We start from the raw sequence: 23384 nt of genomic DNA, 5'->3' as shown, positions 1-23384 counted from the left end.
TTATGCCTTGCCGGCCTGCTTCAGTGCAGCCTTGACGAAGCCGCTGAACAGCGGGTGGCCGTCGCGCGGGGTGGAGGTGAATTCCGGGTGGAACTGGCAGGCGACGAACCACGGATGATCCGGCGCCTCGACCACTTCCACCAGCGCGCCGTCAGCGGAGCGACCGGTGATCTTCAGGCCGGCCTGCTCCAGTTGCGGCAGCAGGTTGTTGTTCACTTCGTAGCGGTGGCGGTGGCGCTCGACGATCACATCCTTGCCGTAGCACTCACGCACGTTGGAGCCGCTGATCAGCTGGCAGTCCTGGGCGCCCAGGCGCATGGTGCCGCCGAGGTCGGAAGCATCGGTGCGCAGCTCGGTGGCGCCAGTGGCGTCCTGCCACTCGGTGATCAGGCCGACCACCGGATGGCCGCTGTTCTGGTCGAACTCGGTGGAGTTGGCGTCTTTCCAGCCCAGCACGTTGCGGGCGTACTCGATCACCGCCACCTGCATGCCGAGGCAGATGCCGAGGTAAGGAATCTTGTTCTCACGGGCGTACTGCACGGTGCGGATCTTGCCTTCCACGCCACGCAGACCGAAGCCACCGGGCACCAGGATGGCGTCGACGCCTTCCAGCTTGGCGGTGCCTTCGTTCTCGATCTCCTCGGAGTCGATGTAGCGCAGGTTGACCTTGGTGCGGTTCTCGATGCCGGCATGCCCCATCGCCTCGATCAGCGACTTGTAGGCGTCCAGCAGTTCCATGTACTTGCCGACCATGGCGATGGTGACTTCCCTCTCCGGGTTCAGCTTGGCATCGACCACGCGATCCCATTCGGAGAGGTCGGCCGGGTTGCATTGCAGGCCGAAGCGCTCGACGACGATGTCGTCCAGGCCCTGGGCATGCAGCACCGACGGAATCTTGTAGATGGTGTCGACGTCTTCCAGGGCGATGACCGCACGCTCTTCGACGTTGGTGAACAGGGCAATCTTGCGCCGCGAGGCCAGGTCGATCTCGTGGTCGGAGCGGCAGATCAGCACGTCCGGCTGCACGCCGATGGAACGCAGTTCCTTGACCGAGTGCTGGGTCGGCTTGGTCTTGGTCTCGCCGGCGGTGGCGATGTACGGCACCAGGGTCAGGTGCATGAACATGGCGCGCTTGGCGCCCAGTTCCACGCGCAGCTGACGGGCCGCCTCGAGGAACGGCTGCGACTCGATGTCGCCAACGGTGCCGCCGATCTCGACCATGGCCACGTCGGCATCGCCGGCGCCCTTGATCACGCGGCGCTTGATCTCGTCGGTGATGTGCGGGATCACCTGGATGGTGGCGCCCAGGTAGTCACCACGGCGCTCCTTGCGCAGCACGTCTTCATAGACGCGGCCGGTGGTGAAGTTGTTGTTCTGGGTCATGGTGGTGCGGATGAACCGCTCGTAGTGGCCCAGGTCGAGGTCGGTCTCGGCGCCGTCGTGGGTGACGAACACCTCACCGTGCTGGAACGGGCTCATGGTGCCCGGATCGACGTTGATGTAGGGGTCCAGCTTGAGCATGGTGACCTTCAGGCCCCGCGCCTCCAGGATGGCCGCCAGTGAAGCCGAAGCGATGCCTTTCCCCAATGAAGAAACAACACCACCCGTGACGAAGATGTAGCGCGTCATGAAAAATCCTAGAAGTCTGCGTTCAAGCGGTCAGCGCCGCCGGGGTGAAAGCGCAGGCTGGCACTCTTGACCAACCTGAAATAAGCAAGCCTCCGCGGGTTCCGGGGAATCCGCAGAAAGCAGTAACAAGACGGGAGCGTAGTCTACCGGAAAGGCCCTTTCAGCTCAAACCTTGCTCGCTCGTCGGCGGGCACCAGGCCAACCGCCAGGCTCCCCACTGCGCACCATCGAGCCCCGGCAGATTGGCCACAGCCAGCAGCTCGTTGCCGCGGAACAGCAATGGAACGCGGCTGCGCACGAAGGCTGGCACGCCCTGCTCGTTGAACAGTCGCTTGAGATCACGATGGCCGCGCCCCGGCACCTGCAGCACTTCGCCACCCTGCCGGTAGCGCACCTGCAGCCCCGCGCGCGCCAGCTCGCCCTGCAGGTTCAGCTGGCCGTTGCCGGGCAAGCTCCAGCTGGCCTGCTGCGCCAGCTCCAGCTCGGGCGCCGGTACGGCCTGCAGCCAGGGGCCCGCCAACCACCACAACCGCCCGTCGGCTCGCTGCAGTTCGCCGCCAGCCATGCGCCAGATTGGTGCCGCATCCGCGGCGGCATCGCGTAGCGCTTCCCAGCCGCGCCAGTGGTCGCTGTCCGGCAGCTCGCCCAAGGCCGCCAGCCAGTGGCGCAGGGCATTGCGCTGGCGGGCCGGCGACAGCTGACGCAAAGGCTGCAGCGCCAGGCTCGGCAACGCCAGCCAGGCAAAGGCTGACGGTGTGGCGGCCGCGGCCAGATCCGCCATGGCCAGCTCATCAAGCAGCCCCTGCGCCTCGCGCAAGTGCTCGGCGCTGCGCGCCAGATTGGCGGCCGCCTGCGGCCAGTGCCGGGCCAAAGGCGGCAGCACCTGGTGGCGCAGAAAGTTGCGCGCCAGCCGCGTGTCGCTATTCGAGGGATCTTCCACCCAGCGCAAGCCGTGCTGGCGGGCATAGGCCTCCAGCTCCGCGCGCGCCATGCCGAGCAGCGGCCGCAGCAGGGTGCCCTCCCCCAGTGCGCGCTGCCGCGGCATGCCGGCCAGACCACGCACCCCGGCACCGCGCAGCAGACGAAACAGCAGGGTCTCGGCCTGGTCGTCCCGGTGCTGGCCGGTCAGCAGCAGTTCGCCCGCCCCCAGCTGCCGGGTAAACGCCGCATAGCGCGCCTCACGGGCGGCCCGCTCCAGGCTGGCGCCGGCGTCGACGCGCACATATTCGACCTGCAGGGGCACGCCCAGGGCGGCACAGAGCTGGCGGCAATGTTCCGGCCAGGCATCGGCAGCGGCCTGCAGGCCGTGATGGACATGAATGGCAGATAGCGGCGGCAGCGCCTGCTGGCGACTCAGGCGCGCCAGCAGGTGCAGCAGCACCGTGGAGTCCAGGCCGCCAGACAGGGCCACGCGCCAGGCCGGGGCATCGCGCCAGGACGCCAGGGCGGCTAGCAGTCGGGATTCGAGGCTGTTCATCGGCCAAGCTTAAAACAACAACGGGCCCGAAGGCCCGTTGTCTGCAGCGCGCCAGAGAACTCAGGCGACGCCGTAGCTCATCAGGCGCTCGTAGCGGCGCGCCAGCAGAGCGGCGGTATCCAGCTTGCGCAGGTCACCGAGCTGCTCCAGCAGTTGCTCGCGAATGCTGCCGGCAGCGGCCTGCGGATCGCGGTGGGCGCCGCCCAGCGGCTCGGCGATCACCTTGTCGACGATGCCCAGCCCTTTCAGGCGCTCGGCGGTGATGCCCATGGCCTCGGCCGCGTCCGGCGCCTTCTCGGCAGTCTTCCACAGGATCGAGGCACAACCTTCCGGCGAGATCACCGAATAGGTGGAGTACTGCAGCATGTTCAGCTGGTCGCACACGCCGATGGCCAGTGCGCCGCCGGAGCCACCCTCACCGATCACGGTGGCGATGATCGGGGTCTTCAGACGCGCCATCACGCGCAGGTTCCAGGCAATGGCCTCGCTCTGGTTGCGCTCTTCGGCATCGATGCCCGGGTAGGCGCCGGGGGTATCGATGAAGGTCAGGATCGGCAGCTTGAAGCGTTCGGCCATCTCCATCAGGCGGCAGGCCTTGCGGTAGCCTTCCGGGCGCGGCATGCCGAAGTTGCGGCGTACCTTCTCACGCACCTCGCGGCCTTTCTGGTGACCGATGACCATCACCGGCTGGCCTTCCAGGCGCGCCACGCCACCGACAATGGCGGCGTCGTCGGAGAAGTGGCGATCGCCATGCAGCTCGTCGAACTCGCTGAAGATGTGCTGAATGTAATCGAGGGTGTAGGGCCGCCGCGGATGGCGCGACAGCTGGGAAATCTGCCAGCTGCTGAGGTTGCCGAAAATGCTTTCAGTCAGCGCGCTGCTCTTGTCCTGCAGACGGGAAATCTCGTCGCTGATGTTCAGCGCATTGTCGTTACCGACCAGGCGCAACTCTTCGATCTTGGCTTGCAGGTCGGCGATCGGCTGTTCGAAGTCGAGAAAATTCGGGTTCATAAGCGTCCGTCTTGCGTCGGCGGCCGAAAGGCCGGGCGGCTGGTTCCATCTGGCGCCTTACCTTAAGGGATAAGGCGCCCAGGGTCGAGGCAGGGCAGGCAAACCTGTGGCTTGCCGCTCAGCGGTATTGGAGGAAGACGTTGTCGCGCCCGAACTGGTCACGCAGGGTTTGGATCAAGCCATCGGCCGGGTCGATTCGCCACTGTTCGCCGAACTGCAGCAGTGCTTTCGCATCGCTGCCGCTGTAATCCAGGGTCAGCGGGCACGCGCCCTTGTACTTGCCGAACAGCTCGGCCAGCCAGCGCAGCCGGTCGCCCTGCAGCGCCTCACGCGGGGCACGAATGCGCAGGCTCTCGGCCAGGCCGGTGCGCGCCTCTTCCAGGCTCATCACCCGCTTGGCGCGCAAGCGCAGGCCGCCGGAGAACTCGTCGTTGCTCACCTCACCCTCGACCACCACCATGGCGTCGGTCTGCAGCAGCGCCTGGGCGCTGGCAAAGGCGTCGGCGAACAGCGAAGCCTCGATCCGCCCGGAGCGGTCGTCGAGGGTGATGAAGCCCATCTTGTCGCCTTTCTTGTTCTTCATCACCCGCAGCGCCACGATCAGCCCAGCGATGGTCTGGGTGTCGCGCGCCGGGCGCAGCTCGACGATGCGCTGGCGGGCGAAGCGACGCACCTCGCCCTCGTACTCGTCGATCGGGTGGCCGGTGAGGTACAGGCCGAGAGTGTCCTTCTCGCCCTTCAGGCGTTCCTTGATCGACAGCTCGCGGGCCTTGCGATGGTTGACGTAGACATCCGCCTCGGGCTCGGCGAACACCCCGCCGAACAGATCCATGTGCCCGCTGTCGTGGCTGCGCGCGGTCTGCTCGGCGGCCTGCACCGCCTCCTCCATGGAGGCCAGCAGCACCGCGCGGTTGAGGTCGACGCTGGCCTGGTAGGCCTTGAGCTCGTCCTGGTAGTAGGGGCCCATGCGATCCAGCGCGCCGGAACGGATCAGCGCCTCGAGGGTGCGCTTGTTGATGCGCTTGAGGTCGACCCGGTTGCAGAAGTCGAACAGATCCTTGAACGGCCCGCCTTCGGCACGGCACTCGACAATGGCCTCCACCGGCCCTTCGCCGACCCCTTTCACCGCCCCCAGGCCGTAGACGATGCGGCCGTCGTCGTTGACGGTGAACTTGAACTCCGAAGTGTTCACGTCCGGCGCGTCGATGCGCAGTTTCATGTGGCGGCATTCCTCGATGAGGATTACCACCTTGTCGGTGTTGTGCATATCCGCCGACAGCACCGCGGCCATAAAGGGCGCCGGGTAGTGGGCCTTGAGCCAGGCAGTCTGGTAGGACACCAGGCCATAGGCGGCGGAGTGGGACTTGTTGAAACCGTAGCCGGCGAACTTTTCCACCAAGTCGAAGATGTTGCCCGCCAGGTCAGCATCGATATTGTTGCTGGCGCAACCTTCGATGAAGCCGCCGCGTTGCTTGGCCATCTCCTCGGGCTTCTTCTTGCCCATGGCACGGCGCAGCATGTCCGCACCACCGAGGGTGTAACCGGCCATCACCTGGGCGATCTGCATTACCTGTTCCTGGTACAGGATGATGCCGTAGGTGGGCTTGAGCACCGGTTCCAGACCGGCGTACTGGTAGTCCGGATGCGGGTAGGACAGCTGCTCGCGACCGTGTTTGCGGTTGATGAAGTCGTCCACCATGCCCGACTGCAGCGGGCCCGGGCGGAACAGCGCCACCAGGGCGATCATGTCTTCCAGGCAGTCAGGCTTGAGCTTCTTGATCAGCTCCTTCATGCCGCGCGATTCAAGCTGGAAGACCGCAGTGGTCTCCGCCTTCTGCAGCATGTCGTAGGTCTTCTTGTCATCCAGCGGGATGAAGTCGATGTTGACCAGCTCCGCCTCGCTGGCGCCCTTGCGCCGCTGCTCGCGGTGGATGGTTTCCATCGCCCACTTGATGATGGTCAGGGTACGCAGGCCGAGGAAGTCGAACTTGACCAGGCCGGCTGCCTCCACGTCGTCCTTGTCGAACTGGGTGACCAGGCCGCCGCCCTCTTCATCGCAGGCGATCGGCGCGAAGTCGGTCAGCTTGGTCGGCGCGATCACCACGCCACCGGCGTGCTTGCCGGTGCCGCGCACGATGCCTTCGAGCTTGAGCGCCATGTCCCAGATTTCCTGGGCCTCCTCGTCGCTCTTGAGGAAGTCGCGCAGCACCTCCTCTTGCTCGTAGGCGGCCTCCAGGGTCATGCCCACTTCGAAGGGAATCATCTTCGACAGGCGGTCAGCCAGGCCATAGGACTTGCCCTGCACCCGCGCCACGTCGCGCACCACCGCCTTGGCGGCCATCGAGCCGAAGGTGATGATCTGGCTCACCGCGTTGCGCCCGTAGGCCTCGGCCACGTAGTCGATGACCCGGTCGCGACCATCCATGCAGAAATCGACGTCGAAGTCGGGCATGGAGATCCGTTCGGGGTTGAGGAAGCGCTCGAACAGCAGGTCATAGGCCAGCGGGTCGAGGTCGGTGATCTTCAGCACGTAGGCCACCAGCGAGCCGGCGCCCGAACCGCGGCCGGGGCCGACCGGCACGCCGTTGTTCTTCGCCCACTTGATGAAGTCCATCACGATGAGGAAGTAACCGGGGAATCCCATCTGGATGATGATGTCGAGCTCGAACTTCAGGCGATCCAGGTAGACCTGGCGCTTCTCCTCGTAATTCGGCGTGGTGTCCTTCGGCCACAGCACCGCCAGGCGTTCTTCCAGGCCCTCGTGGGAAACATGGCGCAGGTAGTCGTCGATGCCCATGCCGTTGGGCGTGGGAAAGTCGGGCAGGAAGTACTTGCCCAGCTGCACCTCGATGTTGCAGCGCTTGGCGATCTCGACCGTGTTCTCCAGGGCTTCGGGCAGGTCGGCGAACAGCTCGGCCATTTCCTCCGGCGACTTCAGGTACTGCTGGTCGGAATAGGTGCGCGGGCGCCGCGGGTCATCCAGGGTGCGCCCCTCACCGATGCACACGCGGGTCTCGTGGGCCTCGAAATCGCTCTGCTTGAGAAAGCGCACATCGTTGGTCGCCACCAGCGGCGCCCCGCAACGGCTCGCCAGCTCGACGGCGGCGTGCAGGTGCTCTTCGTCATTGACCCGGTTGGTGCGCTGCACCTCCAGGTAGAAGCGTTCGGGGAATACTGCCAGCCACTCGTTGAGCAGGGCCTCGGCACGCGCACCCTCGCCATCCAGCAGGGCCATGCCGATCTCGCCTTCGCGGCCGGACAGGGCGATCAGGCCTTCGGCAGCCTCCTTGACCCAGTCACGCTGGATGATCACCAAGTCGTTGCTCTGGCCCTCGCTCCAGCCGCGCGAAACCAGCTCGGTGAGGTTGCGGTAGCCCTTGGGGTTCATCGCCAGCAGGGTCAGGCGCGACAACGGGCCGTCCTCCTCCGGGCTGGCCAGCCAGATATCGGCGCCGCAGATCGGCTTGATGCCGGCCCCCATGGCCGCCTTGTAGAACTTCACCAGCGAGCACATGTTGCTCATGTCGGTGACCGCCACCGCCGGCATGCCTGCGCTGGCCGCGGCCTTGACCAGGGGTTTGACCCGAACCAGACCGTCGACCAGGGAGAACTCGGTATGCAGTCGCAGATGGACGAAGGTGGCGGTCATGACAATCCCGTAAAAAGCACGAAAACGATAAGGCCCGGATTGTACCGGGCCTCGACTTAAACAACAGCTTGCCAGCGAGCCGTGCGGCGCTTATTCGATCCCGTCCAGCACATTGCGCACCGGAGCGAAGGAGCGCCGGTGGATCGGCGAGGCGCCCAGGCGCTTGAGAGCGTCCAGATGCCCCGGGGTCGGATAGCCCTTGTGCCCGCCGATGCCGTAGCCCGGATAGAGTTTTTCCATCTCGGCCATCTCGCGGTCGCGGCTGACCTTGGCCAGGATCGACGCAGCGGCGATCGCCGGCACCTGGCTGTCACCCTTGACCACCGGCGCACTGGGTACCGCCAGTTTCGGGCAGCGATTGCCATCGATCAGCGCCAGCCGCGGCGTGACCTGCAAGCCCTCCACCGCACGCTGCATGGCCAGCATGGTGGCATGCAGGATGTTCAGCTGGTCGATCTCTGCCACCTCGGCGCGGGCGATGCACCAGGCCAGGGCTTTTTCGCGGATCTCGTCGAACAGCTTCTCGCGGCGCGCCTCGGTGAGTTTCTTCGAGTCGTTGAGACCGAGGATCGGCCGCGCCGGATCGAGGATCACCGCGGCGGTGACCACCGGGCCGCACAGCGGGCCGCGGCCGACTTCATCGACGCCGGCGACCAGCTCCTCGACCAGGCTGAAATCCAGACCGAGCTGCATCAGGCGCGCCCCGCCAGCGCCAGCACGGCGTCCGCCGCCTGGGCCGAGGCATCCTGGCGCAGGGCGTGGTGGATGCGCTCGAAGCCTTCGGTCTGCACCTCGCCGCCATCCAACAGCGGCGCCAGGGTCTGCGCCAGTGCATCGGCAGTGGCGGCGTCCTGGATCAGCTCCGGCACCAGCAGGCGCTCGGCCAGCAGGTTGGGCAGGGAAATGTACGGGCTTTTCACCAGGCGCTTGAGAACCCGATAGGTCAGCGGCGCCACCTTGTAGGCCACCACCATCGGCCGCCGGTACAGCAAGGCCTCCAGCGTCGCCGTGCCCGAGGCGATCAGCACCGCATCGCAGGCCGCCAGGGCCTCGTGGGAGCGGCCGTCGAGCAGGCTCAGGGCCAGGTCACGACCGCCGAGCAGCATTTCCAGCTGGGCACGCCGCTCGGGGCTGGCGCATGGCAGCACGAAACGCACTCCCGGGCGCAGTGCGCGCAGGCGCTCGGCTGCATCGAGGAACAGCGCGCCCAGGCGCGCCACCTCGCCGCCACGGCTGCCCGGCAACAGGGCCACCACCGGTGCGTCCTGTAGTAGATCCAGGGCCACCCGCGCGGCCTGGCGATCAGCCTGCAGCGGTATGGTATTGGCCAGCGGATGGCCGACGAAGCGCACCGGAACCTGGTGTTCGTCGTAGAAACGCGCCTCGAAGGGGAACAGGGTCAGCATCAGGTCGCAGGCTTCGCGGATCTTCAGCACGCGCTTCTGCCGCCAGGCCCAGACCGACGGGCTGACGTAATGCACGGTCTTGATCCCGGCCTGGCGCAGCTTGAGTTCGAGGGTCAGGTTGAAATCCGGCGCATCGATGCCGATGAACACGTCCGGCTGCTCGGCAATCAGGGTCTGGATCAGGCGCTTGCGCCGCGCCAGCAGCTCCGGCAGGCGGCCGAGCACCTCGACCAGGCCCATCACCGACAGGCGCTCCATGGGGAAATAGGAGCGCAGGCCTTCGGCCTCCATGCGCGGGCCACCGATACCGATGAATTCAACCTGGCCATGGCGCTGCTTGAGCGCCTGCATCAGGCCGGCGCCGAGGATATCGCCGGAAGCTTCGCCAGCCACCAGCGCGATACGCAAGGGTCGGGACATGGCTTAGCGGGTGATGCCGCGGGTCGAGGCCTGGATCGAGTCGCGGAATACCGCCACTTCCGGGAACTGCGCGGCGGACTCAGCCAGCTCGGCCAGCGCCTGCTCGACGGTCAGGCCCTGGCGGTAGACCACCTTGTAGGCGCGGCGCAGGGCCTGGATGGCCTCGGCGCTGAAGCCGCGGCGGCGCATGCCTTCGAAGTTCATGCTGCGTGCCTCGGCCGGATTGCCGAACACGGTGACATAGGCCGGTACGTCCTTGCCGATCGCCGTACCCATGCCGGAAAAGCTGTGGGCGCCGATGCGGCAGAACTGATGCACCAGGGTGAAGCCAGACAGGATCGCCCAGTCGTCCATGTGCACATGGCCGGCCAGCGCGGTGTTGTTGACCAGGATGCAGTGGTTGCCGATCACGCTGTCGTGGCCGACATGCACGTAGGCCATCAGCAGGTTGTGATCGCCGATGGTGGTCTCGGAACGATCCTGCACGGTGCCACGATGAATGGTCACGCCTTCGCGGATCACGTTGTGATCGCCGATCACCAGGCGGGTTGCCTCGCCCTTGTACTTCAGATCCGGGGTGTCTTCGCCGACCGAGGAAAACTGGAAGATATGGTTGTGCTTGCCGATCTTGGTCGGCCCCTTGAGCACCACATGAGGGCCGATCACCGAACCCTCGCCGATTTCCACATCAGGTCCAATGATCGACCAGGGGCCGACCTGAACGTCATCCGCCAGCCTGGCCGACGGATCGATGATGGCGCGAGGGTCAATCAAACTCATAGCTTGCGTTCCGCACAGATGATTTCTGCCGAGCAGACTTCCTTGCCATCGACGCTGGCTTTGCACTCGAACTTCCAGATGCTGCGCTTGGTGCTGAGGAAACGCGCCTCAAGCACCAGTTGATCGCCCGGCAGCACCGGCTGGCGGAAGCGCAGCTTGTCCGAGCCGACGAAGTAGTACAGCGTGCCATCGGCCGGCTTCACGTCGAGCATCTTGAAGCCGAGGATACCGGCGGCCTGGGCCATCGCCTCGATGATCAGCACGCCCGGCATGATCGGATGCTCGGGGAAGTGGCCATTGAAGAACGGCTCGTTGATGCTGACATTCTTGTAGGCGCGAATGCTCTTGCCTTCGATATCCAGCTCGGCAACCCGATCCACCAGGAGGAAAGGGTAGCGGTGCGGCAGATATTCGCGAATTTCGTTGATGTCCATCATTTCCAAAAGCCTGTTCAAAAAATAGGGGCGCGCGCCAGACGCGGGTCAGGCATCTGATGAGGCATCGTCGCCCGGGGTCACGGCAGCCAGGCGCTTTTCCATGTCGCGCAGGCGTCGTGCCATGTCATCGAGTTGGCGAATACGCGCCGCACTCTTCTTCCAGTCGCCCGCAGTCTGCATGGCCGTGCCGGAAGAATAGGCCCCCGGTTCGGTGATCGAGCGGGTGACCATGGTCATGCCGGTGACGAACACGTTGTCACACACTTCGATGTGCCCGACCATGCCAACGCCGCCGGCGATCATGCAGTTGCGACCGATCTTGGTGCTGCCGGAAATCCCCACGCAGCCCGCCATCGCGGTGTTGTCGCCGATCTGCACGTTGTGCGCGATCATGATCTGGTTGTCCAGCTTGACGCCGTTACCGATCACGGTATCGGCCAGGGCACCGCGGTCGATGGTGGTGTTGGCACCGACTTCGACATCATCGCCCAGCAGCACACCACCAATCTGCGCGATCTTCTGCCAGACGCCCTTCTCGTTGGCGAAGCCGAAGCCCTCGCCACCGATCACGGCACCGGACTGGATGACCACGCGCTTGCCGATGATCACGTCGTGATACAGGGTCACTCGTGGCGCCAGCCAGCCGCCCTCGCCCACCACGCTGCGCGCACCGACCACGCAGTGCGCGCCGATGCTGACCGCGGCCGCGATCTGCGCGCCGCTCTCGATCACCGCATAGGCACCGATGCTGGCCGACGGATCGACCTGCGCATCGGCAGCGATCAGCGCCGTCGGGTGGATACCCGCCGCGGCAACCGGCTTGCGATCGAACAGATGGGAAAGCTGGGCAAAGGCCAGATAGGGGTTGGCCACCAGCAGCACATCGCCGGCGTAGCCCTCGGCATCAGCCTCGGTCAGCAGCACCACGCCGGCACGGGTATCGGCGAGGAACTTGCGGTACTGGGCATTGGCCAGAAAACTGAGCTGCTCGGGGCCAGCGTCCTGCAAGGTAGCCAGGCCGCTGATCGGTTTGTCTGCGGCACCACGCAGGGTGGCGCCGAGGCGGTCGGCCAGCTGGCCGAGGGTAAAACGCGGAGCCGTCATGATCAGCGCAGCTGGTTCATGCGCTCGATGACCTGACGGGTGATGTCGTATTGCGGTTTGACATCGACCACTGCGCCACGCTCCAGCACCAGATCAAAGCTGCCTTTGCTGATGACTTCTTCGACGGCCTTGTCCAGCTTCGGCTTGAGCTGCTTGAGCATGTCGCGGTCGGAAATCGCCTTGGCTTCGTTCAGCTCCTTGGACTGGAACTGGAAGTCACGGGCCTTCTGCTTGAATTCTAGCTCCAGACGCTCGCGCTCGGCCTGCTGCATCTTCTCGCCTTCCTTGACCAGGCGATCCTGGATGCGCTTGGCGTCGCTTTCCAGCTGCTTCAGCTTGTTCAGCTGCGGGCCGAACTTCTTCTCGGCATCGACGGCGTACTTCTTCGCGGCATCGGACTCGAGCAGGGCCATCTGATAGTTCATCACCGCAATTTTCATTTCGGCGAAAGCCGGGGTCGCAACCAGGGTAGCGGCCAGAAGAACCAGTTGAGTCAACTTACGCACAATGCAACTCCTGCAACAAACTCTGTTGTCATCTATCAAGCAATTAGAACGTCTGGCCCAGGGAGAACTGGAATACCTGTGGATCCGAATCTTCCGGCTTCTTCACCGGTGCGGCGAGGCTGAAGCTCAACGGGCCCAGTGCGGACACCCAGGTTACGCCCACGCCCACGGAGCTGGCGAGGTTGCTCGCATCGATGTTGCCGCAGCCCGAGGTATTCATGAACTGAGTGGTGGCCGTCTTGGCCGGGCAATCGGTCAGGAACACGCTACCCACATCCCAGAACAGCACGGTACGCAGCGAACGCTGATCCTTGATGAACGGCAGCGGGAACAGGTATTCCACACCGCCCTGAATCAGCACGTTACCACCATAAGCCACCGGATCCTGGTCATCGGTATAGCGACCATCGACACCAGGGCCAGAACCTTCGGAACCATTACCCACCACACTACCGTCGGCCTTACGCGCCACGCTGGGCGTACTGCGTGGGCCCAGGGTGCTGTCCTCGAAACCACGTACCGAGTTGAAACCACCGGCATAGTAGTTCTCGTAGAACGGCAGGCCATCGGTCGAACCGTAACCGTCGCCGTAGCCCAGCTCGGTGTGGAAACGCAGGCCGGTGGACTGGGTCAGCGGCGCAAACACCTGACCACGGTAGTCGAGTTTGAAGAACGACAGGTCGCTACCCGGCAGGGTCGCCTCGAGCACCAGGCTCTGCGAGTGGCCACGGGTGGCCATGGTGCCGCGGTTCAGGGTCGACTCGGACCAGCCGATGGAGCCCTTGAAGTTGAGGAAGTCGTCACCCTCGGTATCCATGAACGCGAGGATTTCGTCGACCGTGTAGTAGCCGGTGTCCAGGGAATCCTGTTGCACGGTCAGGCCGTAGGTCAGACGCGAGGTCTCGCTGATCGGGTAGCCGATGCTGACGCCTGCACCCAGGCTGTCGACCGAGTAGCTGGAAACATCGGTGTCCAGCTCGTCGTAGTCGGTGGTGCGGTAGAAGGCGTTGTAGCCCAGGCTGACACCGTCCGGCGTCCAGTAGGGGTCGACGAAGCCGAAGTTGTAACGGGTCTGGTATTCACTGCGGGTCAGGCCGAGGCTGACCTTGTTACCGGTACCCAGGAAGTTGTTCTGGCTGATCGAGCCACCAAGGATCAGACCGGCGTCCTGGGCAAAACCGATACTGGCGGTGATGGAACCGGAGGCCTGCTCTTCGACGCTATAGTTGACGTCGACCTGGTCGTCGGTACCTGGCACCTGCGGGGTCTCGACGTTGACTTCCTTGAAGTAGCCCAGGCGCTCGAGGCGGGTCTTGGACTGGTCGATCAGGTAGGTCGAGGCCCAGCCGCCTTCCATCTGGCGCATTTCGCGGCGCAGCACTTCGTCTTCGGTCTTGGTGTTGCCGCGGAAGTTGATGCGGTTGACGTAGGCGCGTTTGCCCGGATCCACCGCGAAGGTGATGGACACGGTGTGATCTTCGTCGTGGGGCTGCGGCACGCCGTTGACGTTGGCGAAGGTATAGCCTTCGTTGCCCAGGCGGCGGGTGATCAGCTCGGAGGTGGTGGTCATCACCTTGCGCGAGAACACCTGACCTTCCTTGACCAGCAGCAGCTTCTTGACTTCCTCTTCCGGCACCTTCAGGTCGCCGGAGAGCTTGACTTCGCGCACGCTGTACTTCTCGCCTTCATCGACGTTGACGGTGATGTAGACGTTTTTCTTGTCCGGCGTAATGGATACCTGGGTGGAGGAGATATCCATGTTGATGTAGCCGCGGTCCAGGTAGTAGGAACGCAGGCGCTCCAGGTCACCGGAAAGCTTCTCGCGGGCGTACTTGTCGTCGTTCTTGAAGAACGACAGCCAGTTGGTGGTCTTCAGCTCGAACAGGCCGACCAGGTCTTCGTCGGGGAAGACGCTGTTGCCCACGATATTGATGTGCTGGATCGCAGCAACCGAGCCTTCGTTGATGGTGATCTTCAGGGCTACGCGGTTGCGCGGCTGGGGAATCACTTCCGCTTCGATCTCGGCCGAGTAGCGGCCCTGCGCCACGTACTGGCGCAGCAGCTCGTTGCGCACGCCTTCGAGAGTGGCACGCTGGAAGATCTCGCCTTCGGCCAGACCGGACTGCTGCAGACCTTTCATCAGGTCTTCGGTGGTGATCGCCTTGTTGCCTTCGATCTCGATACCGGAGATGGAAGGACGTTCGACCACGCTGATCACCAGCACGTCGCCATCACGCCCCAGCTGGATATCCTGGAAGAAGCCGGTCTTGAACAGCGAGCGAGTCGCGTCGACCAGACGCTTGTCATCGGCCTGATCGCCGACGTTCAGCGGCAAGGCGCCGAACAGGCTGCCGGCGGAAACCCGCTGCAGGCCATTGACGCGGATATCTGTGATGGTGAAGGACTCGGCGTGAACTTCGGCGATCATCAGTGCGGCGAGAACCGCAGGTAGCAGCAGACGTTTCATGAAGTCCTTTCTTATTCCAACTGACAATAAAGAAACTGCCGCAATACGCGGCAGATTTCGGAATTCAGCATGTCGTTACAGGCGGCTCAGATCGTTGACCAGCGCCAGCAACATGACCCCCAGCACCAGACTGATACCAATCTGGATCCCCCAGCCCTGCACCCGTTCGGACAGCGGACGCCCACGCACCCACTCGACCAGGTAAAACAGCAGATGCCCCCCATCCAGCACGGGGATGGGCAGCAAATTGAGAACCCCCAGGCTTATGCTCAGGTAGGCGAGGAAATTGAGGAAATCCCCCACCCCGGACTGGGCCGAAGCGCCCGCCACTTTAGCAATGGTTATCGGCCCGCTCAAGTTTTTTACCGAGAGCTCGCCGAAGAGCATTTTCTTCAGCGAATCAAGGGTCAAGACCGTCATCTTCCAGGTTCGCGCCAGGCTCTCGGTGACCGCCTCGAGCGGCCCGAAATGCACCTCGTGGAGCATCTCCGCCGGCCAGGGCGCGCTGCCGACAACGGCCCCCAGATAACCTTTCTTGCCGACCACCTCAGGCGCCGACGGGATTTCCAGGCGCACCTCGCGCCGCTCCCCGGCTCGCTCGTAGGCCAGCACCACGCTTTGCCCGGCCAGGCTCTTGGCCAACTGCACCACCTGCTCCGGACCAGTCAGCACCTGGCCATCCAGCTCCAGCAGGCGATCTTCCTTCTGCAGTCCGGCCTGAGCCGCCACGCTGTCGGCGACGATATCGGCAACCACCGGCGCCCCCTGCGGCAGCCAGCGCTGGATACCCAGCCCGACCAATGGATCCGGCTCCTCCTCGCCGCGCAGCCAGTCTCGCAGGATCAGCTGATGGCTCGTCTCCAGGGTCGAGCCCGGTTCGCGCACCTGCACGCTCAGGGTGCCGCTCTCGCCCAGGCGACGCACCAGCTGCAGGCTGATAGCAGCCCAGCCGCTGGTCGGCTCGCCGTCCACGGCAACGATTTCCTGACCAGCCTGCAAGCCGGCCGCCGCCGCCAGGCTCTCCGGCGCCACGGCGCCGATCACCGGGCGCACCTGCTGGCTGCCGAGCATGGCGATGACCCAGAAGAACAGGATGGCCAGGAAGAAGTTGGCCACCGGGCCGGCCGCGACTATGGCGATGCGCTGGGCAACGCTCTTGCGGTTGAATGCCTGACCGAGCTGCTCGGCCGGCACCGCAGCCTCGCGCTCATCGAGCATCTTGACGTAGCCGCCCAGCGGAATGGCCGCCACGACGAATTCAGTGCCCTGGCGGTCATGCCAGCGCAGCAGTGGCGCACCGAAGCCCACCGAGAAGCGCAGCACCTTGACCCCGCAGCGGCGCGCCACCCAGAAATGGCCGAATTCGTGGAAAGTCACCAGCACCCCGAGCGCAATCAGGGTACCGAAGAACATATAGATCGCGCTCATCGTCTTCCTCCGGGCTCAACGCCCGTGGCGATTCAACCATTGGCCGGCCAGGGAGCGCCCCCGGGCATCGGCTGCCAGCACGGCATCGAGGCTTTCGACCGCAGCCGGCGCTTCGAGATTCAACACTTCGTCGATGATACTCGCGATCTCGGGGAAGCGGATGCGCCGCTCGAGAAAGGCCGCGACTGCCACCTCGTTGGCCGCATTGAGCAGCGCCGGCGCACTGCCACCGGCCTCGGCGGCCTGGCGTGCCAGACGCAGGCAGGGAAAGCGCAGCTCATCCGGACGCTGGAAGTCCAGGCGCGCCACGGCGAACAGATCCAGCGGCGCAACGCCGGAATCGACGCGCTGCGGCCAGGCCAGGGCATGGGCAATCGGCGTGCGCATGTCCGGGTTGCCCAGCTGGGCCAGTACCGAACCATCCACATAATCGACCAGCGAGTGGATCACGCTCTGCGGATGGATCACCACCTCGACCTGGGATGGCTTGGCATCGAACAGCCAGCAGGCCTCGATCAGCTCCAGGCCCTTGTTCATCATGCTCGCCGAGTCCACCGAGATCTTGCGCCCCATCGACCAGTTGGGATGGGCACAAGCCTGCTCGGGGCTGACGTCTTCCAGCTCGGCCAGCGGCGTCTCGCGGAACGGCCCGCCGGAGGCCGTCAGCAGGATGCGGCGCACCCCGACAGCTGACAGACCACGGGCATAGTCGCCCGGCAGGCACTGGAAGATCGCATTGTGCTCGCTGTCGATCGGCAGCAGGGTCGCCCCGCTGCGGCGCACCGCCTGGATGAACAGGTCGCCGGACATCACCAGCGCTTCCTTGTTGGCCAGCAGCACCTTTTTGCCCGCCTCGACGGCAGCCAGGGTCGGCTTGAGCCCGGCCGCGCCGACGATCGCCGCCATCACCGCGTCGACCTCGGGATGAGCCGCCACCTCGCACAGACCGCCCTCCCCCGCCAGGACATGGGTACTCAGACCAGCTGCCTGCAGGGCATTCTGCAGCACGCGGGCCGCGGCGACATCGGCGACCACCGCGTAGGCAGGGCGATGGCGCAGACAGAGCTGCTCCAGCTCGTTCAGGCGCGAGAAACCACTGAGAGCAAAGGCCTGATAACGCTCGGGATGACGGGCGATGACATCCAGGGTGCTCAGGCCGATCGAACCGGTCGCCCCGAGCACCGTGATGCGCTGTGGCTGGCTCACAGCGAGCCCCAGCCCGCCAGCCAGAGCAGCACAGCGAACAGCGGCACGGCGGCGGTCAGGCTATCGATGCGATCCAGCACCCCGCCATGCCCCGGCAGCAGGTTGCTGCTGTCCTTGATGCCGGACTGGCGCTTGAACATGCTCTCGGTCAGGTCGCCGATTACCGACACCGCCACTACCAGCGCCGCGCCACCCAGGGCCAGGAACAGACCGCCAGCCGACCAGCCCTGCTGCAGACCGACCGCCAGGGTGATCAGCAGGCTGGTGGCCAGGCCACCGTAGAAACCTTCCCAGCTCTTGCCGGGACTGACCCGCGGCGCCAGCTTGCGCTTGCCGAAGGTCTTGCCGGCGAAATAGGCACCGATATCGGCCGCCCACACCAGCACCATCACCGCAATGATCAGAGCATTGGCCTGCGGCCACTGCTTGAGCAGCACCAGGCCCTGCCAGGCCGGCAGCAGGATCAGCAAACCGATCAGCAACTTGCCGGGCAGACCGCCCCAGTAGCGACTGCTCTGCGGATAGCTCAGCACCAGCGCAGTCGCCAGCAGCCACCAGAGCACCGCCGCTGCCAGCAGCCAGGGCGCCACGACCGGCAGCAGCCAGGCGCCATAGAGCAGTGCCGCCACGCCGGCAGCGTAAGCCACGCGCTGCACCTGCCCGGCGAAGCCGGCCAGACGCGCCCACTCCCAGGCCGCCAGGGTCACCACCGCACCGATGAACAGGGCGAACAGCGGGCCCGCGAGATAAAAGAAGCCACCCAGAGCGATCGGCAGCAACAGCAGCGCCGTGATGATCCGTTGTTTCAGCATCAGTTGCGCGCCTCGGCTTCCACCTGTTCACTGGTCTTGCCGAAGCGCCGTTGACGGGTAGAAAAATCGGCCAGCGCCTTGCGCATGGCGTCGTGTTTGAAATCCGGCCAGAACAGGTCGGAGAAATACAGCTCGGAATAGGCCAGCTGCCACAGCAGGAAATTGCTGATGCGATGCTCGCCGCCGGTGCGGATGCACAGATCCGGCAACGGCAGGTCGCCCGTCGCCAGGCAGCCCTGCAGCAGTTCGGGGGTCAGATCTTCCGGCTGCAGATGCCCGGCTTGCACGTCGCGCGCCAGGCGCTGGGCGGCCTGGGCGATGTCCCACTGACCGCCGTAGTTGGCCGCCACCTGCAGGACAAAACGACTTTCGCCAGCCGTGATCTGCTCGGCCTCGCGCATCGCCGCCTGCAGCTCGGGATGGAAACGCGAGCGATCACCGATGATGCGCAGGCTGATGGCATTGTCCTTGAGCTTGCGCGCCTCGCGACGCAAGGCGCCGAGGAACAGCTCCATCAGCGCGCCGACCTCTTCGGCCGGACGCTGCCAGTTCTCACTGGAGAAGGCAAACAGGGTCAGCACCTCGACACCGGCCTCGGCGCAGACCTCGATTACCGCCCGCACCGCGTCGACACCGGCCTTGTGCCCGGCAACGCCCGGCAGCAGGCGCTTCTTCGCCCAGCGATTATTCCCATCCATGATGATGGCCACGTGACGCGGCACTATCGCCTGGGCTTCCTGCTTGCTCTTGACCATGGTTAGCAGACCGTCACACCGCCATCAGATCGGCTTCTTTGGCTTCCAGAGCCTTGTCCACCTCGGCGACGTACTTGTCGGTAAGCTTCTGCACCTCGTCGGCCGCACGACGCTCCTCGTCTTCGCTGATTTCCTTGTCCTTGGACAGCTTCTTCAGCTCGGCCAGGGCATCGCGGCGCACGTTGCGCACTGCCACCTTGGCATCTTCGGCAACACCGCGCGCCTGCTTGGTGTAGCCCTTGCGGGTCTCTTCGGTGAGGGCCGGCATCGGTACCCGGATGGTGGTACCGGCGCTGCTCGGGTTCAGGCCGAGATCGGAGGTCATGATGGCCTTCTCGATCGCTGCACTCAGGGTCTTGTCGTGGGCGACGATCTTCAGGGTGCGCGCATCTTCCACGCTGATCGCTGCGACCTGGTTCAGCGGCATCTCGCTGCCGTAGGCCGGCACCTTGACGCTGTCCAGAATGCTCGGGTGGGCACGGCCGGTACGGATGGAGGCCAGGTTGCGCCCCAGAGATTCCAGGGACTTGCTCATGCGATCCTGGGCGTCTTTCTTGATCTCGTTGATCATTGTGCTTCCTCCTCGATCAGGGTTCCTTCGGCGCCACCCACCACGATGTTCAGCAGGGCGCCTGGCTTGTTCATGTTGAAAACCCGCAGCGGCATCTTGTGATCGCGGCACAGGCAGATGGCCGTCAGATCCATCACGCCCAGTTTGCGATCCAGCACCTCGTCATAGGTCAGACGCTCGAACTTCTGCGCATTGGGATCCTTGAATGGATCGGCAGTGTACACGCCATCGACCTTGGTGGCCTTGAGCACCAGGTCGGCATCGATCTCGATGGCACGCAGGCAAGCCGCCGAGTCGGTGGTAAAGAACGGGTTGCCGGTGCCGGCAGCGAAGATCACCACTTCGCCGGTACCCAGGTGGCGCATGGCCTTGCGCCGGTCGTAATGATCGGTGACACCGACCATGGAAATCGCCGACATCACGGTAGCCGGGATGTTCGAGCGCTCCAGCGCATCGCGCATGGCCAGGGCGTTCATCACGGTAGCGAGCATACCCATGTGGTCACCGGTGACCCGATCCATACCGGCTGCGGACAGCGCCGCGCCACGGAACAGGTTGCCACCGCCGATCACCAGACCGACCTGTACGCCGATGCCGACCAGCTGGCCGACTTCCAGCGCCATGCGATCCAGCACCTTGGGGTCGATACCGAAGTCTTCCGAGCCCATCAGGGCTTCGCCGCTTAGTTTGAGCAGAATGCGTTTATAGCGAGGTTGGCGACCACTCACCTGCTGAGCCATGCGTATCTCTCCTGCGGCGTTGTATTTTCGTTGAAGCCCGAAGGCCTCTTATTTTTACCCGGCAGTCAGACCACTGCCCGGTGAATTGGTGCGGCGCGCCGGCAATTATGCCTCGCGCTTTGCAAAAGAGGCTGCACGCGCGAGCGGGCAGCCTCTTGGGTGCGACAGTAGAACCGTCTTACTGCTTGCTGGCGGCAGCCACTTGAGCAGCAACTTCGTCGGCGAAGTTGTCGACCGGCTTCTCGATGCCTTCACCTACCGCGAAGCGGGTGAAGGAAACGATTTCCGCGCCGCCTTTCTTGGCCAGGGCGCCGACGGTGATTTCCGGATCCTTGACGAAGGCTTGCTCGACCAGGCTGGCTTCGGCCAGGAACTTGGTGATACGACCAGCAATCATCTTCTCGACGATTTCAGCCGGCTTGCCTTTCATCTTGTCTTCGTTCAGCGACAGGAAGACGTTCTTCTCGCGCTCGATGGCCTCGGCAGAAACCTGGCTCGGCAGCAGGAATTCCGGATTGCTGGCAGCAACGTGCATGGCGATGTCTTTGGCCAGCTCAACGGAGCCGCCCTTCAGAGCCACGACCACACCGATCTTGTTGCCGTGCAGGTAGGAACCCAGAACGTCACCCTCAACACGCGCCAGACGGCGGATGTTGACGTTTTCGCCGGTCTTGCCGACCAGCACCAGACGATCAGCTTCACGGGCTTCGATCAGCGGCTCGACGGTGGTCAGCTTGTCGGCGAAGGCCTTGTCGACGCTGGCAGCCACGAAAGCTTTGAAGTCGTCTTGCAGAGCCAGGAAGTCGGTCTGCGAGTTCACTTCCAGCAGGACTGCGGCTTTACCGTCGTCCTTGATGGCGATGGCGCCTTCGGCGGCAATGTTGCCAGCCTTTTTGGCTGCCTTGATGGCACCCGAGGCACGCATGTCGTCGATGGCTTTTTCGATGTCGCCGCCGGCCTTGGTCAGGGCCTTCTTGCAATCCATCATGCCTTCGCCAGTGCGCTCGCGCAGTTCTTTAACCAGGGCCGCAGTGATTTCTGCCATGTTCTTGATCCTCTTGAATCGGTAGTCAACCAATCAACCCGGATACCGGGTACAAATTCGTAAGTGGCAAAAAGGGGGCCTAGCCCCCTTCTTGCGTAACGGGTACCTATGGTCGCCCGTTATCAGCCTTCGCTGGCCTCGGAGGCAGCTTCTTCGACGAACTCGTCGGTGCCGCCAGCGGAGTTGCCACGACCACGGATCACGGCGTCAGCCATGGCACCCATGTACAGCTGGATGGCGCGGATGGCGTCGTCGTTACCCGGGATGATGTAGTCAACGCCTTCCGGGCTGCTGTTGGTATCGACGATGCCGATAACCGGGATGCCCAGCTTGTTGGCTTCGGTGATAGCAATGCGCTCGTGGTCAACGTCGATCACGAACAGAGCGTCCGGCAGACCGCCCATGTCCTTGATACCGCCCAGGCTACGATCCAGTTTTTCCAGATCGCGCGAACGCATCAGGGCTTCTTTCTTGGTCAACTTGGCGAAGGTGCCGTCCTGGGACTGGACTTCCAGCTCGCGCAGGCGCTTGATCGAAGCACGGATGGTTTTGTAGTTGGTCAGCATGCCGCCCAGCCAGCGGTGATCGACGAACGGAGAACCGCAACGAGCGGCTTCTTCACGAACGATCTTGCCAGCGGAACGCTTGGTGCCGACGAACAGGATTTTGTTTTTGCCCGAAGCCAGTTTCTCAACGAACGACAGAGCGTCGTTGAACATCGGCAGGGTTTTTTCCAGGTTGATGATGTGGATCTTGTTACGCGCACCGAAAATGAACTTGCCCATTTTCGGGTTCCAGTAACGGGTCTGGTGGCCGAAGTGCACACCGGCCTTCAGCATATCGCGCATATTGACTTGGGACATGATAGCTCCTTACTAAGTCGGGTTAGGCCTCCACGCATCCCGCTTTCCAACCCTTGCGGGCACCCAGGAAAACGTGTCGATACGTGTGCGGGTTTAGGCTTTGCGGGCGCCATGCCCGAAAGCGGCGCGTTTTATACCACAGAAAGCGGCAATGAGCTAGCGCGCCCCAGGCCTGAATCGGCCAAACGACGGCCCGCCGCCGGTCGGCTTTCTGCTAGAATCGCCGTCTTTCCCGTTTCTGCCTTGCGCCACTGGCGCCGAGAGAGCCCGCATGACCGTGACCATCAAGACTCCCGCCGAAATCGAAAAGATGCGCGTGGCCGGCCGTCTGGCCGCCGAAGTGCTGGAGATGATCGGCGAACACGTCAAACCCGGTGTCACCACCGAAGAGATCGACCGCATCTGCCATGACTATATCGTCAACGTGCAGAAGGCCATCCCCGCCCCGCTCAACTACGGCGCCGCGCCGGGCCGCCCGGGCTTCCCCAAGTCGATCTGCACCTCGATCAACCACGTGGTCTGCCATGGCATCCCCAACGACAAGCCGCTGAAGGACGGCGACGTGCTGAACATCGACGTCACCGTGATCAAGGACGGCTACCACGGCGACACCAGCAAGATGTTCATGGTCGGCAAGGTGCCGGAGTGGGCGGTCAAGCTGGCCCAGGTCACCCAGGAGTGCATGTATAAAGGCATCGCCCTGGTCAAACCGGGCGCGCGCCTGGGCGATATCGGCGAAGTGATCCAGAAGCACGCCGAGAAGCATGGCTTCTCCGTGGTGCGCGAATACTGCGGCCACGGCATCGGCGCGGTGTTCCACGAAGAGCCGCAGGTGCTGCACTACGGCCGCGCCGGCACCGGCTTCGAGCTCAAGGAAGGCATGACCTTCACCATCGAGCCGATGATCAACCAGGGCCGTGCGGAAACCCGCCTGCTGGGCGACGGCTGGACCGCCATTACCAAGGATCGCAAGCTCTCCGCCCAGTGGGAGCACACCGTGCTGGTCACCCAGGACGGCTACGAGATTCTCACCCTGCGCAGCGACGACACCCTGCCGCGCACCTCCGCCTGAGCATTT

20 protein-coding genes are annotated in these 23384 nt (G+C 64.1%); 1 reads left to right on the top strand and 19 read right to left on the bottom strand.

Going from position 1 to position 23384, the window contains the following annotated elements:
• From A9179_RS05540 to rpsB, 19 genes are all read right to left on the bottom strand, one after another.
• Positions 1 to 1629: a CTP synthase gene (locus A9179_RS05540; RefSeq protein WP_187804837.1), complete on the bottom strand. Its 1629-nt coding sequence runs from the start codon at positions 1627 to 1629 to the stop codon at positions 1 to 3.
• A gap of 160 nt (positions 1630 to 1789) precedes the next feature.
• Positions 1790 to 3106: a tRNA lysidine(34) synthetase TilS gene (gene tilS, locus A9179_RS05535; RefSeq protein WP_187804836.1), complete on the bottom strand. Its 1317-nt coding sequence runs from the start codon at positions 3104 to 3106 to the stop codon at positions 1790 to 1792.
• A 60-nt stretch (positions 3107 to 3166) separates the two neighbouring features.
• On the bottom strand, positions 3167 to 4117 hold the full coding sequence (locus tag A9179_RS05530) for an acetyl-CoA carboxylase carboxyltransferase subunit alpha (RefSeq protein WP_187804835.1): 951 nt from the start codon (positions 4115 to 4117) through the stop codon (positions 3167 to 3169).
• 118 nt (positions 4118 to 4235) lie between these two features.
• Positions 4236 to 7766 carry a DNA polymerase III subunit alpha gene (gene dnaE / locus A9179_RS05525; RefSeq protein WP_187804834.1) on the bottom strand — a complete coding sequence of 1177 codons (3531 nt, stop codon included), beginning with the start codon at positions 7764 to 7766 and terminating at the stop codon, positions 4236 to 4238.
• A 90-nt stretch (positions 7767 to 7856) separates the two neighbouring features.
• Positions 7857 to 8459 carry a ribonuclease HII gene (gene rnhB, locus A9179_RS05520; protein WP_187804833.1) on the bottom strand — a complete coding sequence of 201 codons (603 nt, stop codon included), beginning with the start codon at positions 8457 to 8459 and terminating at the stop codon, positions 7857 to 7859.
• Positions 8459 to 9592, bottom strand: coding sequence for a lipid-A-disaccharide synthase (gene lpxB, locus A9179_RS05515; protein WP_187804832.1), 1134 nt, complete (start codon positions 9590 to 9592; stop codon positions 8459 to 8461). Before lpxB ends, rnhB begins: the two co-directional genes overlap by 1 nt.
• Before the next feature lie 3 nt (positions 9593 to 9595).
• The gene (gene lpxA, locus A9179_RS05510) at positions 9596 to 10372 is read right to left on the bottom strand and encodes an acyl-ACP--UDP-N-acetylglucosamine O-acyltransferase (RefSeq protein WP_187804831.1); all 777 of its coding nucleotides are present in this window, start codon (positions 10370 to 10372) and stop codon (positions 9596 to 9598) included.
• Positions 10369 to 10809, bottom strand: coding sequence for a 3-hydroxyacyl-ACP dehydratase FabZ (fabZ, locus tag A9179_RS05505; RefSeq protein WP_187804830.1), 441 nt, complete (start codon positions 10807 to 10809; stop codon positions 10369 to 10371). Before fabZ ends, lpxA begins: the two co-directional genes overlap by 4 nt.
• Before the next feature lie 45 nt (positions 10810 to 10854).
• A complete protein-coding gene (gene lpxD, locus A9179_RS05500) occupies positions 10855 to 11913 on the bottom strand; it encodes a UDP-3-O-(3-hydroxymyristoyl)glucosamine N-acyltransferase (RefSeq protein ID WP_223123175.1) in 1059 nt (352 codons plus the stop codon).
• Between the two features lie 2 nt (positions 11914 to 11915).
• On the bottom strand, positions 11916 to 12419 hold the full coding sequence (locus A9179_RS05495; RefSeq protein WP_187804829.1) for an OmpH/Skp family outer membrane protein: 504 nt from the start codon (positions 12417 to 12419) through the stop codon (positions 11916 to 11918).
• A gap of 43 nt (positions 12420 to 12462) precedes the next feature.
• Positions 12463 to 14886, bottom strand: coding sequence for an outer membrane protein assembly factor BamA (gene bamA, locus A9179_RS05490; protein ID WP_187804828.1), 2424 nt, complete (start codon positions 14884 to 14886; stop codon positions 12463 to 12465).
• Between the two features lie 75 nt (positions 14887 to 14961).
• Positions 14962 to 16314 carry an RIP metalloprotease RseP gene (gene rseP / locus A9179_RS05485; RefSeq protein ID WP_187804827.1) on the bottom strand — a complete coding sequence of 451 codons (1353 nt, stop codon included), beginning with the start codon at positions 16312 to 16314 and terminating at the stop codon, positions 14962 to 14964.
• Between the two features lie 15 nt (positions 16315 to 16329).
• A complete protein-coding gene (ispC, locus tag A9179_RS05480; protein WP_187804826.1) occupies positions 16330 to 17520 on the bottom strand; it encodes a 1-deoxy-D-xylulose-5-phosphate reductoisomerase in 1191 nt (396 codons plus the stop codon).
• Entirely contained in the window at positions 17517 to 18332 is an 816-nt protein-coding gene (locus A9179_RS05475) for a phosphatidate cytidylyltransferase (protein ID WP_187804825.1), read from the bottom strand. Before A9179_RS05475 ends, ispC begins: the two co-directional genes overlap by 4 nt.
• Positions 18332 to 19087, bottom strand: coding sequence for a polyprenyl diphosphate synthase (uppS, locus tag A9179_RS05470; protein ID WP_187804824.1), 756 nt, complete (start codon positions 19085 to 19087; stop codon positions 18332 to 18334). The genes A9179_RS05475 and uppS overlap by 1 nt, the downstream gene beginning before the upstream one ends.
• Before the next feature lie 13 nt (positions 19088 to 19100).
• On the bottom strand, positions 19101 to 19658 hold the full coding sequence (frr, locus tag A9179_RS05465) for a ribosome recycling factor (protein ID WP_187804823.1): 558 nt from the start codon (positions 19656 to 19658) through the stop codon (positions 19101 to 19103).
• A complete protein-coding gene (gene pyrH / locus A9179_RS05460) occupies positions 19655 to 20398 on the bottom strand; it encodes a UMP kinase (RefSeq protein ID WP_187804822.1) in 744 nt (247 codons plus the stop codon). The genes frr and pyrH overlap by 4 nt, the downstream gene beginning before the upstream one ends.
• 178 nt (positions 20399 to 20576) lie before the next feature.
• Entirely contained in the window at positions 20577 to 21443 is an 867-nt protein-coding gene (tsf, locus tag A9179_RS05455) for a translation elongation factor Ts (RefSeq protein ID WP_187804821.1), read from the bottom strand.
• Positions 21444 to 21565: 122 nt separating this feature from the next.
• The gene (rpsB, locus tag A9179_RS05450) at positions 21566 to 22306 is read right to left on the bottom strand and encodes a 30S ribosomal protein S2 (RefSeq protein ID WP_187804820.1); all 741 of its coding nucleotides are present in this window, start codon (positions 22304 to 22306) and stop codon (positions 21566 to 21568) included.
• A 271-nt stretch (positions 22307 to 22577) separates the two neighbouring features.
• Between rpsB and map the strand changes: the two genes are divergently transcribed.
• The gene (gene map, locus A9179_RS05445; RefSeq protein WP_187804819.1) at positions 22578 to 23378 is read left to right on the top strand and encodes a type I methionyl aminopeptidase; all 801 of its coding nucleotides are present in this window, start codon (positions 22578 to 22580) and stop codon (positions 23376 to 23378) included.
• Positions 23379 to 23384: the final 6 nt, after the last annotated feature.

The sequence above is a fragment of the Pseudomonas alcaligenes genome, assembly GCF_014490745.1.
Lineage (GTDB): Bacteria > Pseudomonadota > Gammaproteobacteria > Pseudomonadales > Pseudomonadaceae > Aquipseudomonas > Aquipseudomonas alcaligenes_C.
The sequence above is the reverse complement of the archived record's forward strand: the minus strand, read 5'-3'. Positions and strand labels throughout refer to the sequence as shown.

What these genes read in the sequence shown, in the direction of transcription:
- rseP (WP_187804827.1), bottom strand. Translation starts at nt 16,314, where the DNA reads ATGAGCGCGATCTATATGTTCTTCGGTACCCTGATTGCGCTCGGGGTG.
- tilS (WP_187804836.1), bottom strand. Translation starts at nt 3,106, where the DNA reads ATGAACAGCCTCGAATCCCGACTGCTAGCCGCCCTGGCGTCCTGGCGC.
- map (WP_187804819.1), top strand. Translation starts at nt 22,578, where the DNA reads ATGACCGTGACCATCAAGACTCCCGCCGAAATCGAAAAGATGCGCGTG.
- A9179_RS05530 (WP_187804835.1), bottom strand. Translation starts at nt 4,117, where the DNA reads ATGAACCCGAATTTTCTCGACTTCGAACAGCCGATCGCCGACCTGCAA.
- uppS (WP_187804824.1), bottom strand. Translation starts at nt 19,087, where the DNA reads ATGGTCAAGAGCAAGCAGGAAGCCCAGGCGATAGTGCCGCGTCACGTG.
- fabZ (WP_187804830.1), bottom strand. Translation starts at nt 10,809, where the DNA reads ATGATGGACATCAACGAAATTCGCGAATATCTGCCGCACCGCTACCCT.
- lpxB (WP_187804832.1), bottom strand. Translation starts at nt 9,592, where the DNA reads ATGTCCCGACCCTTGCGTATCGCGCTGGTGGCTGGCGAAGCTTCCGGC.
- dnaE (WP_187804834.1), bottom strand. Translation starts at nt 7,766, where the DNA reads ATGACCGCCACCTTCGTCCATCTGCGACTGCATACCGAGTTCTCCCTG.
- rpsB (WP_187804820.1), bottom strand. Translation starts at nt 22,306, where the DNA reads ATGTCCCAAGTCAATATGCGCGATATGCTGAAGGCCGGTGTGCACTTC.
- lpxD (WP_223123175.1), bottom strand. Translation starts at nt 11,913, where the DNA reads ATGACGGCTCCGCGTTTTACCCTCGGCCAGCTGGCCGACCGCCTCGGC.
- lpxA (WP_187804831.1), bottom strand. Translation starts at nt 10,372, where the DNA reads ATGAGTTTGATTGACCCTCGCGCCATCATCGATCCGTCGGCCAGGCTG.
- frr (WP_187804823.1), bottom strand. Translation starts at nt 19,658, where the DNA reads ATGATCAACGAGATCAAGAAAGACGCCCAGGATCGCATGAGCAAGTCC.
- bamA (WP_187804828.1), bottom strand. Translation starts at nt 14,886, where the DNA reads ATGAAACGTCTGCTGCTACCTGCGGTTCTCGCCGCACTGATGATCGCC.
- rnhB (WP_187804833.1), bottom strand. Translation starts at nt 8,459, where the DNA reads ATGCAGCTCGGTCTGGATTTCAGCCTGGTCGAGGAGCTGGTCGCCGGC.
- A9179_RS05475 (WP_187804825.1), bottom strand. Translation starts at nt 18,332, where the DNA reads ATGCTGAAACAACGGATCATCACGGCGCTGCTGTTGCTGCCGATCGCT.
- pyrH (WP_187804822.1), bottom strand. Translation starts at nt 20,398, where the DNA reads ATGGCTCAGCAGGTGAGTGGTCGCCAACCTCGCTATAAACGCATTCTG.
- tsf (WP_187804821.1), bottom strand. Translation starts at nt 21,443, where the DNA reads ATGGCAGAAATCACTGCGGCCCTGGTTAAAGAACTGCGCGAGCGCACT.
- A9179_RS05540 (WP_187804837.1), bottom strand. Translation starts at nt 1,629, where the DNA reads ATGACGCGCTACATCTTCGTCACGGGTGGTGTTGTTTCTTCATTGGGG.